General features: G+C 73.1%; 16 protein-coding genes. 10 read left to right on the top strand and 6 right to left on the bottom strand.

What is annotated here, in order from left to right; translation table 11 throughout:
* Positions 1-97: 97 nt before the first annotated feature.
* Both ACWEPF_RS05865 and ACWEPF_RS05860 read left to right on the top strand, forming a co-directional pair.
* The gene (locus ACWEPF_RS05865; RefSeq protein WP_345290414.1) at positions 98-589 is read left to right on the top strand and encodes a GNAT family N-acetyltransferase; all 492 of its coding nucleotides are present in this window, start codon (positions 98-100) and stop codon (positions 587-589) included.
* Between the two features lie 98 nt (positions 590-687).
* Positions 688-1,227, top strand: a complete 540-nt coding sequence (locus tag ACWEPF_RS05860; protein ID WP_452171575.1) for a DinB family protein — start codon at positions 688-690, stop codon at positions 1,225-1,227.
* 46 nt (positions 1,228-1,273) lie between these two features.
* Here ACWEPF_RS05860 and ACWEPF_RS05855 read toward each other — a convergent pair whose 3' ends face one another.
* From ACWEPF_RS05855 to ACWEPF_RS05845, 3 genes are all read right to left on the bottom strand, one after another.
* Complete coding sequence (locus ACWEPF_RS05855; protein ID WP_452171574.1) at positions 1,274-2,392, bottom strand: DUF2332 domain-containing protein; 1,119 nt, start codon at positions 2,390-2,392, stop codon at positions 1,274-1,276.
* Positions 2,393-2,591: 199 nt separating this feature from the next.
* Positions 2,592-2,999, bottom strand: coding sequence for a hypothetical protein (locus tag ACWEPF_RS05850; protein ID WP_345290417.1), 408 nt, complete (start codon positions 2,997-2,999; stop codon positions 2,592-2,594).
* Between the two features lie 496 nt (positions 3,000-3,495).
* Positions 3,496-3,927, bottom strand: a complete 432-nt coding sequence (locus ACWEPF_RS05845; protein WP_345290418.1) for a hypothetical protein — start codon at positions 3,925-3,927, stop codon at positions 3,496-3,498.
* Between the two features lie 318 nt (positions 3,928-4,245).
* On the opposite strand from ACWEPF_RS05845, the gene ACWEPF_RS05840 reads away from it, so the two are divergent.
* Entirely contained in the window at positions 4,246-5,271 is a 1,026-nt protein-coding gene (locus ACWEPF_RS05840) for a type IV toxin-antitoxin system AbiEi family antitoxin domain-containing protein (protein WP_345290419.1), read from the top strand.
* A 213-nt stretch (positions 5,272-5,484) separates the two neighbouring features.
* Here the strand turns inward: ACWEPF_RS05840 and ACWEPF_RS05835 are convergent, their stop codons facing one another.
* Both ACWEPF_RS05835 and ACWEPF_RS05830 read right to left on the bottom strand, forming a co-directional pair.
* A complete protein-coding gene (locus tag ACWEPF_RS05835) occupies positions 5,485-6,075 on the bottom strand; it encodes an isochorismatase family protein (RefSeq protein ID WP_345290420.1) in 591 nt (196 codons plus the stop codon).
* 101 nt (positions 6,076-6,176) lie between these two features.
* Complete coding sequence (locus ACWEPF_RS05830; protein ID WP_452171573.1) at positions 6,177-7,493, bottom strand: nicotinate phosphoribosyltransferase; 1,317 nt, start codon at positions 7,491-7,493, stop codon at positions 6,177-6,179.
* A 129-nt stretch (positions 7,494-7,622) separates the two neighbouring features.
* On the opposite strand from ACWEPF_RS05830, the gene clpS reads away from it, so the two are divergent.
* The 7 genes from clpS to ACWEPF_RS05795 all read left to right on the top strand — a co-directional run bounded on the left by clpS (position 7,623) and on the right by ACWEPF_RS05795 (position 12,243).
* A complete protein-coding gene (clpS, locus tag ACWEPF_RS05825; RefSeq protein ID WP_345290422.1) occupies positions 7,623-7,916 on the top strand; it encodes an ATP-dependent Clp protease adapter ClpS in 294 nt (97 codons plus the stop codon).
* A 62-nt stretch (positions 7,917-7,978) separates the two neighbouring features.
* Complete coding sequence (locus tag ACWEPF_RS05820; RefSeq protein ID WP_345290423.1) at positions 7,979-8,554, top strand: DUF2017 domain-containing protein; 576 nt, start codon at positions 7,979-7,981, stop codon at positions 8,552-8,554.
* 184 nt (positions 8,555-8,738) lie between these two features.
* Entirely contained in the window at positions 8,739-10,181 is a 1,443-nt protein-coding gene (locus ACWEPF_RS05815) for an amino acid permease (RefSeq protein ID WP_345290424.1), read from the top strand.
* Between the two features lie 44 nt (positions 10,182-10,225).
* Positions 10,226-10,651, top strand: coding sequence for a Mov34/MPN/PAD-1 family protein (locus tag ACWEPF_RS05810; RefSeq protein WP_452171572.1), 426 nt, complete (start codon positions 10,226-10,228; stop codon positions 10,649-10,651).
* Positions 10,652-10,787: 136 nt separating this feature from the next.
* Entirely contained in the window at positions 10,788-10,904 is a 117-nt protein-coding gene (locus tag ACWEPF_RS05805; RefSeq protein ID WP_345290426.1) for a putative leader peptide, read from the top strand.
* Between the two features lie 92 nt (positions 10,905-10,996).
* On the top strand, positions 10,997-11,275 hold the full coding sequence (locus tag ACWEPF_RS05800) for a MoaD/ThiS family protein (RefSeq protein ID WP_452171571.1): 279 nt from the start codon (positions 10,997-10,999) through the stop codon (positions 11,273-11,275).
* Positions 11,275-12,243: a PLP-dependent cysteine synthase family protein gene (locus ACWEPF_RS05795; protein WP_452171570.1), complete on the top strand. Its 969-nt coding sequence runs from the start codon at positions 11,275-11,277 to the stop codon at positions 12,241-12,243. Before ACWEPF_RS05800 ends, ACWEPF_RS05795 begins: the two co-directional genes overlap by 1 nt.
* A gap of 63 nt (positions 12,244-12,306) precedes the next feature.
* On the opposite strand, the gene ACWEPF_RS05790 is transcribed toward ACWEPF_RS05795, so the two are convergent.
* Positions 12,307-12,744: a type II toxin-antitoxin system PemK/MazF family toxin gene (locus ACWEPF_RS05790; RefSeq protein ID WP_452171569.1), complete on the bottom strand. Its 438-nt coding sequence runs from the start codon at positions 12,742-12,744 to the stop codon at positions 12,307-12,309.
* Between the last annotated feature and the right edge of the window lie 90 nt (positions 12,745-12,834).

Below are 12,834 nucleotides of genomic sequence, written 5' to 3'. Positions count from 1 at the left end.
CGGGCCCCGCCACGGGATTCCGTCCGCGTGCCGTCGGAGGCCGGTGCCAGGAGGAAAACCGGTGGTCGGGTCCGAGCGGCCGGGGCAGACTGGCGGGATGATCATTCGTGAGGCGACGGCCGCGGACTGGCCGGCCATCTGGCGGTTCCTGCACCGGATCGTGGCGGCGGGCGACACCTTCACCTGGCCGCGGGACATCGGCGAGGAGGACGCCCGGGCGATCTGGATGAAGCGGGCCCCTGGCCGGACGGTGGTCGCGGTGGACGGGGACGGCACCGTGCTCGGCAGCGCCGAGACGCACCCCAACCAGATGGGCCCCGGCTCGCACATCGCCAATGCCGGTTTCATGGTCGCCCCGGAGCACGCCGGCAAGGGCGTCGGGCGGGCGCTGGCGGAGCACGTGATCGAGCAGGCCGGGGCGGACGGGTACCGGGCGATGCAGTACAACGCGGTGGTGGCCACCAACACCCGGGCGGTGGAGCTGTGGAAGTCGCTCGGCTTCGCGGTGATCGGCACCGTCCCGGAGGGCTTCCGGCACGCCGAGCTCGGTTATGTGGACCTGCTGGTGATGTACCGCCCGCTCGTCTGACCGGCGTTGGGGGCCGGTGGCGGCGTTGGCAGGATCTTGGCGGGTGCTGGCGTCGCGGCCACTGGCCGGGCCCGGGCGGTCCGCGCCATGCTGGAGCCATGATCACGCCTGACACCAAGGACTGGACCTGGGTCCTGGAACGCGCCTGCCCCGACTGCGGTTTCGACACCCCGGAGGTGGACGCCGAGCGGGTCGCCGACCTGGTCCGGGCCAACGCCGCCGCCTGGGTGGCGCTGCTCGCGGAGCGGCCGGAGGCCGCGCTGCGGAGCCGTCCCGTACCGGAGGTCTGGTCGGACCTGGAGTACGCCTGCCACGTGCGGGACGTGTTCCGGCTGTTCCGTGTCCGGCTGGGGCTGATGCTGGACGACCAGGACCCGCTCTTCGCCAACTGGGACCAGGACGAGACCGCCGTCGCCGAGCGCTACGGCGAGCAGGACCCGGCCCGGGTCTCGGTCGAACTCGCCGAGGCGGCCGAGGAGTTGGCCGCGGCCTTCGACCGGGTCGAGGGCGGGCAGTGGCAGCGGCCGGGGCGTCGCAGCGACGGTGCCCGGTTCACGGTGGCCTCCTTCGCCCGGTACCTGATCCACGACCCGGTGCACCACCTGTACGACGTCACCGAGGGACGCCCCGCAGTCTGACCGGACCGCCGGTCGCAGCCCCCAGCCCCGCCGCCCCGCCGGCCCGTCAGGCGAGGGACCAGGCCGGAAGGCCGTGCGGGACCGCCTCGGCGAGGACGGACTCGGCGGCCGGCCCGGTGCGGACGGTGAGCAGGAAGCGGTGCTCGCGCCAGTCCGGGGTGCGGCGCGGCTCGAAGGAGATGTGGGCGAACGGGGCCGCAGGGGTGGACTCGGCCGCCAGGCGGTCCAACTCGGCCTCCACCAGGGCCCATTCGGCGGCCGGGACGTACTGGCGCATCACCGAGTGCCAGACGACGGTGAGGGCGCCCTCCGCGAGCGAGACCCCGCGGAGGAACTCGGCCGCACCCACGGGCTCGACGGTGGTGGGCAGCCGTTCCGCCAGCTGGAGGGCTCCGGTGAGCCGGGCGGCCCGCTCGGGCTGGTCGGCCCAGACGTAGGAGCGCAGCGCGAGGGCGCCCTCGGGGGAACGCGGGTCGATCGGGTCGAGGTCGCAGCCGCGCCGTTCGGCGAAGCGCAGCGGCGGGAGTTCCGCCGCCGCGCCGAGCGGGGACGTCGGGGTGCCCCGCCAGGCGTCGGCCAGCAGGACGGGGGAGTCGGCGGGGCCGAAGGCTCCGCTCGCGGAAGCGGCAGGCGCTCCGGCTTCGGGGCCGGAAGGGGTGGACCAGGCGCAGCGGAAGTGGTCGGCGAGCAGGTTGAGCCCGGCGCTGGAACCGAGTTCGAACAGCCGGACCGGCAGGTCGGCGCCGTCGAGGGCGTGCAGGACGCCGGCGATCAGCAGGTTGGCCCGGCCGGTCTCGTTGGTCTGCGGGGGTCTGGTCAGCCAGTCCTTCAGCCAGTCGGGGTGGTCCGCCACGGTGGCCCGGAAGTCCTCCCAGACAGCTTCCGGGACGGGGGACGGACAGCTTCCGCCGGCGCTCGGGTAGTGGGCGGCGAGGGCGGGGGCCCGTCCGCTCAGCACCAGGGCGTGCACCCCGCCCATCAGTCGGAGTGCGATGGCGTCGGGTCCGGGGGCGTCCTCGTGACCGCTGACCGCGGCCGCGCACGGGCCGTTCTCCAGCAGGTCCCGCGCGGCCCGGCGGATCAGGAAGGCGTACAGCGGCGAGCCGAGTTCGTCGCAGGCGTCGGCCTGCCGGTCGAACATCGCGGCGGTTCGGGCGAGGGACACGGGCGCCTCCCTGGAGCTCTGCGGTGGGGCTGACCACCCGTCAGTCGGGCGGCCCTCCACATCATTCGCCCGCGAAGCCCGGCCTGAGAAGGACCCGCCGGGGTGATCGTGATCACCGAGCCGCACGCACCCCACAGCACGCACCGCACACCGTGCCGAGTTCCGTGCCGCACGCCCTCTCGCTGCCGCGCGGGCCCGGTCACCAGTCGGCGGCCGCGCGCAGGGCGTGGCGGAGCTGGCTGGCCACGTTGGCGTGGTCGGCGCCGACCACGTCGGCGATCTCCGGGGTGGCCAGGCCGACCACGTAGTGGAGGATGGCGAGATCCTCGTCCGGTGTCGCGGTCGGCCGCTGCGGTGGCACCCGGGCCTCGTCGCCGCGTTCGGCCACGGTGGCGCGCAGGATGCGCCAGGCGTCGGCGGTCGGGTTGGGGCTGCCGAGCAGCTCGGGCCAGGCGGCGGCGAGGGCGCCGAAGGCCTCCTCGACCACTGCGGCGGCCTGCGCGGCGTCCCGGAACCAGACCCGGGCGTAGCTCAGGTACCGCGGATGGTGCAGCTCCCGGAAGGCGGCGAACTCCACCGAGGAGACCGGGTCATGACGGTTGGTCACATCAGCCTCTCGATCCGGGTGCGACGACGGGTTCGGCGACGGGGTGGCCGTCCTTCACTCTAGGGCCTCGGATGACTGCTCTGTGTGACAAGTCCCATCAGATACCCGTGCGAGGGATGCGATTGAGCCGTTGTGTGACGGGGTGTCAGTTCCCTTGGTGCGGGCGGCGATCGGTGCGCCGGCGGGGCGGTCGGCAGGGGCGCCGGCGCCGCCGCGCCGGGGACCGCGGCCGTAGGCCGGTCGCAGTGGGCCGTACGGGGGGCGCAGGGGCCGCACAGGGGCTGCACAGGGGCCGCAGGGGGCCGCAGAGGGGGCCCGGAGGTGGTGCCGACGTGCGTGGTGGGCGCGCGCGTGCCGGTGGCAGCGCGCCCCGGACCGGTCGCGCTGCTCGGCGGCGCCGGTCCGGCCGCACGGGCGGCAGCCGTGAGGGCCCGGGCCCGGGGCCGGTCGGGGTGCGGTGCCGATCCGGGCGGGGGCCGGACCCCGAGGGAGGGGTTCAGCAGGTGCGGTTGGGTTCGTCGGGTTTGCGGCGGGCCCGCTTGGCAGCGGCTGTGGCGGCCGTTGCTGCGGCGGCTGCGGCGGAGGGAGCGGCGGCGCGGCGGTTCTGCTGCTCGGGGACGCCGGCTGCTTCGAGCGCCTCCCGTGCGGCCAAGTAGGCGTGCACGGCGGCGATGCCGTACACCGGCTGGATCAGCTGGTTGCCCTTGAAGAACGGTCGCGCAGGGGCGAAGCCGGCCGCGACCACCAGGTCGCGGATCTCCGCTATCTCCTCCTCGGTCCGCGCGGTGAAGCGGACCTCCCACCCCTTCTTGTACAAGTGGCCCTCCTCGCCGCTGCGGCGGGCCAGGTCCGGCTGTCGGACGTAGCCGGGCAGTCGGCCTAGGCGCAGCTGGGCAGCGCGCAGGGAGGCGGTTTCGTCACGTGGCATGAGTGTGATGTTAGGCAATCCTGCGCGGGCGGTGTGACCCCCGAGCGGCGGGGATGCGTATGGCGCTCGTCACTCTCGGTCAGGCACCGCAGGTCGCGGTGGGTGCCGGGGCGTCGCGCCGATGGCCGAAACGGTGTGCGAAATGCGGATGGTACAGGCCAACTGCGGTCGATACCGGCAGTCCGATGAACGTCCTTTGGGCCGAATGGGTGAGGGTATGGGGACTTTAGTGCGGGCTAGTCCCGGTTTCGCGACGGTTGGGTAACGGTGCGTCAGGTCGTGGATGCGGAGCGGGGGGTCTTGGGGAGGGTAGGCGGCATGAGCAGCTACCAGATTCCTTCGCCCTCGCCCTCCCTCGAGGAGCTGGCCCGCCGCCAGCAGAACGTGATCACCGCGAACCAGCTCCGGTCCCGCGGCGTGCCCACCCGGCTGGTCAGCGAGCGCTGCCGCCGGGGCGGCCCCTGGCAGCGGCTGCTGCCCAAGGTCTACCTGCTCCAGGGTGGCGAGCCGACCCCGGAGCAGCGGATGTGGGCCGCACTGCTGTACGCCGCCCAGGACGGCCGCGAGGAGGGCCGCCGCGAGGGTGCGGTGATCACCGGTGCGGCCGCGCTGGCCCTGTACGGCTTCGCCTCCGCGCCCCGGCTGCCCGCCGTCACCGGGGTGGAGGTGCTGGTGCCCCGTCAGCGCCGCCTCAAGGACGCGGGTGAGGTCCGGATCCGGCGTACGGAGAGGGAGTTGGAGGCCCGCTCGGTGCACGGCCTGGCCTGCGCCCCGGTCGCCCGGGCGGTCGCCGACACGCTGCGGGAGTGGACCGACTCGGCCGCGTTCGACACCGGGGAGGTGCACCCGGCGCAGCTGCGGGCGGTGCTGCGCGAGTCCGTCTCCCGTGGCGAGACCGGTTGCACGGTGCGGGACTTGCTGGCCGAGCTGGCCGAGGCCGGGCTGCTCACCGAGCCCCGGGTGCGGGCCGCGGTGGACGAACTCCTGGCCGCCGGGCGGGAGTCGGCGCTGGAGCGGCTGAACGAGCTGGTGGACGAGTGGCTGCTGCCGGTGCCGTTGGCCGGGCCCGAGCTCCGGATGAAGGGCGGCACCTTCGTGGCCGTGCCGGACCTGTACTGGCCGGGAGCGGCGGTCGCGGTGGAGGTGGACTCGGAGCTGCGTTGCGTCAGCGAGGGCGAGGCGGCCTGGGTCCGGGGCGGGCAGCACCGGATGGAGTACCTCGGGGTCCGGGTGGTCTACGTCTCCACCGACCGTCTGGAGGCCGAACCCGACGTGGTGGGCGGCGAGTTGCGCGAGGCCTTCCTGGCCGGTGGCGAGGACGTGGTCGAGCTGGTGGTCACCTGAACGGGACGTGTGGCGCCCCCTGCGGCGCCCTGCGACGACCGAACCGTGGTGACCGGCCCGCGGAGGCGGGCCCGCCGGGCGCACCACCTCCGCCGCCCCAGCCGCACCCGCCCCACCTGTCGCGCCGCACCCGCCGCTCCTCGACCACCCGGCCGCCGGCCCGCGAGCGGCCCGGCCCCGCTCCGGGGCTGCCGCCCCGCGCCGCGCCGGACGTCAGGAACGGACGATCGGCGCTCCGGTCAACTCCACGCCCGCAGCGGTGAGTTCGGCCAGTGCGGCCTCGGTGGTGGGGCCCGAGACCCCGGCCGTCAGATCGAGCAGTACCCGGGTGGTGAAGCCCGCCCGGCGCGCGTCCAGGGCGGTCGCCCGGACGCAGTGGTCGGTGGCGATCCCGACCACGTCCACCTCCGTCACCCCGCGCTCGCGCAGCCACTCGGCCAGCCCCGCGCCGTTCTCGTCCGCGCCCTCGAAGCCGCTGTAGGCGGCCGAGTACGCGCCCTTGTCGAAGACCGCCTCGATCGCGCCGGAGAGCACCACCGGCGACAGGTTGGGGTGGAAGCCCACGCCCTCCGTGCCGGCCAGGCAGTGCACCGGCCAGGAGTCCCGGTAGTCCGGCTCGGCGGAGAAGTGCGCGCCCGGGTCGATGTGGTGGTCCCGGGTGGCGCAGATGTGCGCGTAGCCGGGGGTGGAACCGGCGATCAGGTCGGTGATCGCGGCGGCCACCTCGGCGCCGCCGGCGACGGCCAGGCTGCCGCCCTCGCAGAAGTCGTTCTGCACGTCCACGACGATCAGTGCCCGCTGCATGGCGTTGCTTCCTTCTCCCCCGACGGGGGCGGTGTGGTGGGCCCGGACGTTCGCCACTGTAGGGAGTGACGCGCGTAGGCGAAAGGGGAACGGCCGCCGGCTCAGCGGCCGAGCAGCAGCTCGGTGGGCAGCACCGGCTCGCCGCGCGAGAGCTGGGTGGCGGAGAGCGGCAGGCCGGCCCGGGCCCGTACGTGGCGTTCGCGCGCGGCGGCCAGCGGCTCGCGGCCGACCACCTCGCCGGCCTTGACCAGCGGGACCTGGAGCAGATGCGGCTCCAGCGCGTCCGGGACGGCCCCGGTGCCGGTCACCTCGGCCTCCGCGACGCCCTCCGCGTCGGGCCGCCGGGCGGCCCACTTCCGGCCGCCGACACTGGACTTGGCGCCGGCCGAGCGCTTGGCCACCGAGACCAGCGGGCCCTCGGGGCCGGCCGCCCTGGCGACCAGCTTGTAGACCATCGCGCAGGTCGGGTGGCCGCTGCCGGTGACCAGGCTGGTGCCGACCCCGTAGCCGTCCACCGGGGCGGCGGCCAGCGCGGCGATCGCGTACTCGTCCAGGTCGGAGGTGACGATGATCCGGGTGGCCGTGGCGCCGAGCTCGTCCAGTTGGCGGCGGACCCGGTGGGCCAGCAGGGTGAGGTCGCCGGAGTCGATCCGGACGGCGCCGAGCTCGGGGCCGGCCACCTCCACGGCGGTGCGGACCGCCTCGTTGAGGTCGTAGGTGTCGACCAGCAGGGTGGTGCCCCGGCCCATCGAGTCGATCTGCGCGGTGAAGGCGTCCCGCTCGCTGTCGTGCAGCAGGGTGAAGGCGTGCGCGGCGGTGCCGGTGGTCGGGATGCCGTAGGTGAAGCCGGCCTCCAGGTCGGAGGTGGCCTTGAACCCGGCGACGTAGGCGGCCCGGGCGGCGGCCACGGCGGCCCGCTCGTGGGCCCGGCGGGCGCCCATCTCGATGCAGGGGCGGTCGCCCGCGGCGCTGGTCATCCGGGAGGCGGCGGCGGCCACGGCCGAGTCGAAGTTGAGGATCGACAGGATCAGGGTCTCCAGGATCACCGCCTCGGCGAAGCTGCCCTCGACGGTCATCACGGGGGAGCCGGGGAAGTAGACCTCGCCCTCGGGGTAGCCGTGGATGTCGCCGGTGAAGCGGTAGTCGGCGAGGAAGCGCAGGGTCCGCTCGTCCACCACGCCCTGGTCCGAGAGCCAGTCCAGCTGGGGGGTGGTGAAGCGGAAGTCCTCGACCGCGTCCAGCACCCGGCCGACCCCGGCCAGCACGCCGTAGCGGCGGCCGTCGGGGAGCCGGCGGGTGAACACCTCGAAGACCGAGCGCCGGTGGGCGGCGCCGCTGCGCAGGGCTGCCTGCAGCATGGTCAGTTCGTACCGGTCGGTGAGCAGCGCCGTGGAGTGGCGCGCGGTGGTGGCGTCCATGGGAACGATGCTAGCGGACTTAGCGTCAGTTTGACGATTTCTCGTTCGAGTGGGACCGGATTCGCTCGCGGGTCCCCCGGATGGAAGCATGAGCAGTGGAGAACCGAGCCCCGACGAGGAGTGTCAGCCGTGAGTGTCGCGCCCGTGGAGATCGAGCGCCCGGAGGTCGAAGGCATTCCGGCACTGGAGCCGGACACCCCCTGGGTCACCATCGTCCACAACGACCCGGTCAACCTGATGAGTTACGTCCAGTACGTGTTCCAGGCCTACTTCGGCTACCCGAAGGAGAAGGCCAGGACGCTGATGATGGAGGTGCACCAGAAGGGCCGGGCGGTGGTCTCCAGCGGTACCCGCGAGGAGATGGAGCGGGACTGCCAGGCGATGCACGGCTACGGCCTGTGGGCCACCCTCCAGCACGACTGAGCGGGCCGAGGGCCCGACGGACCATCAACCACCCCACGACGTAGACGGGCTGACGAGGAATCATGGCTGGGCTGTTCGAGAGTGCCGGTGACGGCGGTGCGGCGATCGCGCTGGAGGAGGTCGAGGCGTCCATCCTGCGCTCCTTCGAGGTGCAGATGCTGGAGCTGATCGGCCCCGGCCCGGGCGGCGAGAGCGACGACCCGCTGGCCGCGCTGTTCGCCGAGGGCCCCTCCAGCCCGCCCGCCGACCCGGCGCTGGCCCGGCTCTTCCCCGACGCCTACGGCGGTCCTGACGGCCCGTCGGGCCCGGAGGAGGTGGCCGCCGCCGGGGAGTTCCGCCGCTACACCGAGCTGGACCTGCGGGCCCGCAAGCGGGACGACGCGCTCGCGGTGATCCGTTCGCTGGACGGTCTCGGCGGCGTCGGCGGCGTGCTCAAGGCCGACGCCGAGGAGTGCCGGCACTGGCTCGGCGGCCTCAACGACCTGCGGCTCACCCTCGGCACCCGGCTGGAGGTCAGCGAGGACGACGACGAGGGCCTCTACGAGCTGGACGACGAGGACCCGCGCAAGCCGCTGGTGATGGCCTACCTCTGGTTCGGCATGCTCCAGGAGTCGCTGCTGGAGGCGATGGCCGGCTAGCGGCCGATCCGCCGCGCCGCGCCGCGCCGGAGCCCCGTCCCACGTGCTGGGACGGGGCTCCCGGCATTCCGGGCAGATCCCACCGAACAGGGACGCTCCATGCTCAAATATCGCTCAGATACGCACCGGTATCCGGGCGTGCCGTGGTACGACTGCCACTCCCCACGAGCAAGGACGGTGGCCCATGGCCCAGCAGCAGTACGACGAGGTGACGGATCCGGTCCCCGACGAGGAGGGCTACGAGCGGGGTCTGGGCAGCCGTCAGATCCAGATGATCGCGATCGGCGGGGCGATCGGCACCGGGCTGTTCCTGGGCGCGGGCACCGCGATCTCCAAGGCCGGGCCGAGCCTGATCCTCAGCTACGCGGTGGCCGGCCTGGTGATCTTCGCGATCATGCGGGCGCTGGGGGAGCTGCTGACGTACCGTCCGGTCTCCGGCAGTTTCGCCGAGTACGCCCGTGAGTTCCTCGGCCCGTTCGCGGGCTACGTGACCGGCTGGACGTACTGGCTGTTCTGGGTGGTCACCGGCATGGCCGAGACCACCGCCGCCGCCGTCTACGTGAAGTTCTGGGCGCCGTCCATCCCCCAGTGGATCTCCGCCCTGGTCTTCCTGGTCATCCTCTACGGCGCCAACCTGATCTCGGTGAAGCTCTTCGGCGAGATCGAGTTCTGGTTCTCGATGATCAAGGTGACCGCGATCATCGGCATGATCCTGATCGGCATCGGGGTGCTCACCCTCGGCTTCAGCGACGCCGGCGACACCGCGGCCATCTCCAACCTCTGGTCGGACGGCGGCTTCTTCCCCAAGGGCATCGGCTCGACGGTGATGACCCTGCAGATCGTCATGTTCGCCTACCTCGGCGTCGAGCTGGTCGGCGTCACGGCCGGCGAGAGCGAGGACCCGGCGAAGACCCTGCCGCGCGCGATCAACACCCTGCCGTGGCGGATCGCGCTGTTCTACGTCGGCGCCCTGGTGGTCATCCTGGCCGTGGTGCCGTGGCGCGAATTCGCCCCCGGGGTCAGCCCGTTCGTGGCCGCCTTCGAGAAGATGGGCATCCCCGCCGCGGCCGGCATCGTCAACTTCGTGGTGCTCACCGCCGCGCTCTCCTCCTGCAACTCCGGGATGTACTCCACCGGCCGGATGCTGCGCGACCTGGCGCTGCGCGGCCAGGCCCCCGGGAAGCTCACCGACCTCAACGCCCGCAAGACCCCGGCGCTGGCGATCACCGTCTCCTGCCTGCTGATGGGCCTCGGCGTGGTGCTCAACTACCTGGCGCCGGCCAAGGCCTTCGAGTACATCACCTCCGTCGCCACCGTCTGCGGCCTCTGGACCTGGGCGATGATCCTGATCTGCCAGATCCGCTACCGCGCCGCCTGGAAGGCCGGCCACCTGCCGCCGCCCACCTTCAAGGCACCCGGCGGGGTGATCGCCAGCTGGGCCTCGCTGGCCTTCCTGGTGCTGGTCGTGGTGCTCATCGCGATCGACGAGGACAGCCGCATCTCGCTCTACGTCTTCCCGGTCTGGGCCCTGCTGCTGGTCCTCGGCTACCAGGCCCTCAAGCGGCGCAACCCCGGGGCCACCACCGGGCACGACCACGACCACGTCCACGCGAGGTCCGGCGACTGAGACGGACGGCGGGCGCGGGCGGGGGCCGTGGCTATCCTGACCGGATGCTGACCATCACCCGAGAGCTGCACGACGCGATCGTCGCCCACTCCCGCGCGGACCACCCGGACGAGGCGTGCGGCGTGGTCGCCGGCCCGGCCGGCACCGACCGCCCGGAGCGGTTCGTCCCGATGCTCAACGCCGCCCGCTCGCCCACCTTCTACGAGTTCGACTCCGGGGACCTGCTCAAGCTCTACCGGGAGATGGACGACCGGGACGAGGAGCCGGTGGTGGTCTACCACTCCCACACCGCCACCGAGGCCTACCCCTCCCGCACCGACGTGAGCTACGCCTCCGAGCCGAACGCCCACTACGTGCTGGTCTCCACCGCCGAGGGCACCGAGCCGGGCGACCCGTTCCAGTTCCGTTCCTTCCGGATCGTCGACGGGGTCATCACCGAGGAGCCCGTGGTGCTCGTCGAGGCCTACTGAGCAGGGCCGAAGGGCCCGTCGCAGCACCCCGCCGGTGCGCGGCGGGCCCTCGGCCTGTCCCGGGATGTGACACACATTCATCCGGATGGCGAGACGTGGATGTCGGAGCGGGGCGGGGAATCTATACGATGAGCCCATGCGTTCCGTCGATGTGAGCAACCAGGCCCAGGGCACCCGCCTTGTCGCGCGCCTGCACGTCGACCTGTGCCGGCTCGCCAGCGCGATCTGTCCCGGCCCCGCCGCCGCTCGCTGAGCCCGGCCAACCGCCTTGCCCCGTACGGGGATCGCACCGCCCTGCCGCGCCCCTGCGGCCCACCCCGAACCCACCTCCACAGGAGCGCAGTCATGGCCATCGAGGTCCGCATCCCGACCATCCTCCGCACCTACACCGACGGCGCCAAGTCCGTCGAGGGTGCCGGTGCCAGCCTCGGCGAGCTCTTCGCCGACCTGGACGTCCGCCACCCGGGCATCGCCGCCCGCCTGCTGGACAACGGCGAGCTGCGCCGCTTCGTGAACGTCTACCTGAACGACGAGGACGTCCGCTTCCTGGACGGCATCGAGACCGGCCTGAACGACGGCGACAGCGTCACCATCCTCCCCGCCGTGGCCGGTGGCTCGGTCTGATGAGGTACGACAGCCCGCTCGAAGCCGTCGGCAACACCCCGTTGGTCCGCCTGCCCCGCATCTCCGCCGCCGTGCCCGGCAACGGGGAGGGGCAGGTGACCCTCTGGGCCAAGCTGGAGGACCGCAACCCGACCGGATCGATCAAGGACCGGCCGGCCCTGCACATGATCGAGCGGGCCGAGGCCGCGGGGCTGCTCACCCCCGGCTGCACCATCCTGGAGCCCACCAGCGGCAACACCGGCATCTCGCTCGCCATGGCGGCCAAGCTCAAGGGCTACCGGATGGTCTGCGTGATGCCGGAGAACACCAGCGAGGAGCGCCGCGAGCTGCTCCGGATGTGGGGCGCGGAGATCATCGCCTCCCCGGCGGCCGGCGGCTCCAACACCGCCGTCCGGATCGCCAAGGAGATCGCCGCCGAGCACCCCGACTGGGTGATGCTCTACCAGTACGGCAACCCGGACAACGCCGGTGCGCACTACGCCGGCACCGGCCCGGAGATCCTCGCCGACCTGCCGACCGTCACCCACTTCGTGGCGGGCCTGGGCACCACCGGCACCCTGATGGGCGTCGGCCGGTACCTGCGCGAGAAGGTCCCCGGCGTCCAGGTGGTGGCGGCCGAGCCGCGCTACGACGACCTGGTCTACGGGCTGCGCAACCTGGACGAGGGCTTCGTCCCGGAGCTGTACGACGCCGAGGTGCTCACCACCCGGTACTCGGTGACCTCCGAGGACGCGGTGCGCCGCACCCGGGAGCTGCTCCAGCAGGAGGGCATCTTCGCCGGCGTCTCCACCGGCGCCATCCTGCACGCCGCGATCGGCGTCGGCCGCAAGGCCGCCCAGGCCGGCGAGCGGGCGGACGTGGTGTTCGTGGTCGCCGACGGCGGCTGGAAGTACCTCTCCACCGGCATCTACACCGCCGAGACCACCGAGGCCGCGGTCGAGGCCTTGCAGGGCCAGCTCTGGGCCTGACGCCCGGTCGGACGCACCGCCGGAAGGCGCACTCCCCAGCGGGGGAGTGCGCCTTCCGCGGTTCTAGCGCAGGGCGCGCTGCACCCGGGACCAGGTCTGTCCGTCGACCTTGCCGACCCTGCGGCGGAAGGCGGTCACCGGCACCTCGCGGAGCTCGTCGGTCTCCAGCCAGCTGGCCCGGCCCTGGCGGTCGCCGACCGAGCCGGGCGGCAGCGGGAGCACACCGGGGCGGCCGGCGTGGTGCTTGCTGGTGATCTTCACGACCGTGGCGGTGCGGCGGTTCACGCCGAGCACCAGGCAGGGGCGGTCCTTGGCCCCGGGCCCGTCCTCGAACGGGACCTCGGCCCACCAGATCTCCTGCGGTGCCGGGCGGCCGGTGGTGCGGACCGGGCCGGAGGGCGTGCGGCGGGGTGCGGGCGCCGGGGTGGCGCGCCTGCGCAGCAGCCACAGCACGACCGCGAGCGCGGCCACCACCAGCAGTGTGATCAGCACCTTGTCCATCCGGAGACCGTACCCCGGAGGGCCCGGAGCGTCGTGACACTCGGGGATTTATCCGTTCGGTGCTGCCGATTCGTCACGGAACGACCACGG

The organism is Kitasatospora sp. NPDC004289, assembly GCF_053602875.1.
The sequence above is the reverse complement of the archived record's forward strand: the minus strand, read 5'-3'. Positions and strand labels throughout refer to the sequence as shown.

Coding starts and splice junctions, on each gene's coding strand:
- ACWEPF_RS05810 (WP_452171572.1), top strand. CDS start 10,226: ATGCTGACCATCACCCGAGAGCTGCACGACGCGATCGTCGCCCACTCC.
- ACWEPF_RS05790 (WP_452171569.1), bottom strand. CDS start 12,744: ATGGACAAGGTGCTGATCACACTGCTGGTGGTGGCCGCGCTCGCGGTC.
- ACWEPF_RS05840 (WP_345290419.1), top strand. CDS start 4,246: ATGAGCAGCTACCAGATTCCTTCGCCCTCGCCCTCCCTCGAGGAGCTG.
- ACWEPF_RS05830 (WP_452171573.1), bottom strand. CDS start 7,493: ATGGACGCCACCACCGCGCGCCACTCCACGGCGCTGCTCACCGACCGG.
- ACWEPF_RS05865 (WP_345290414.1), top strand. CDS start 98: ATGATCATTCGTGAGGCGACGGCCGCGGACTGGCCGGCCATCTGGCGG.
- ACWEPF_RS05820 (WP_345290423.1), top strand. CDS start 7,979: ATGGCTGGGCTGTTCGAGAGTGCCGGTGACGGCGGTGCGGCGATCGCG.
- ACWEPF_RS05835 (WP_345290420.1), bottom strand. CDS start 6,075: ATGCAGCGGGCACTGATCGTCGTGGACGTGCAGAACGACTTCTGCGAG.
- ACWEPF_RS05805 (WP_345290426.1), top strand. CDS start 10,788: ATGCGTTCCGTCGATGTGAGCAACCAGGCCCAGGGCACCCGCCTTGTC.
- ACWEPF_RS05795 (WP_452171570.1), top strand. CDS start 11,275: ATGAGGTACGACAGCCCGCTCGAAGCCGTCGGCAACACCCCGTTGGTC.
- ACWEPF_RS05845 (WP_345290418.1), bottom strand. CDS start 3,927: ATGCCACGTGACGAAACCGCCTCCCTGCGCGCTGCCCAGCTGCGCCTA.
- ACWEPF_RS05860 (WP_452171575.1), top strand. CDS start 688: ATGATCACGCCTGACACCAAGGACTGGACCTGGGTCCTGGAACGCGCC.
- ACWEPF_RS05800 (WP_452171571.1), top strand. CDS start 10,997: ATGGCCATCGAGGTCCGCATCCCGACCATCCTCCGCACCTACACCGAC.
- ACWEPF_RS05815 (WP_345290424.1), top strand. CDS start 8,739: ATGGCCCAGCAGCAGTACGACGAGGTGACGGATCCGGTCCCCGACGAG.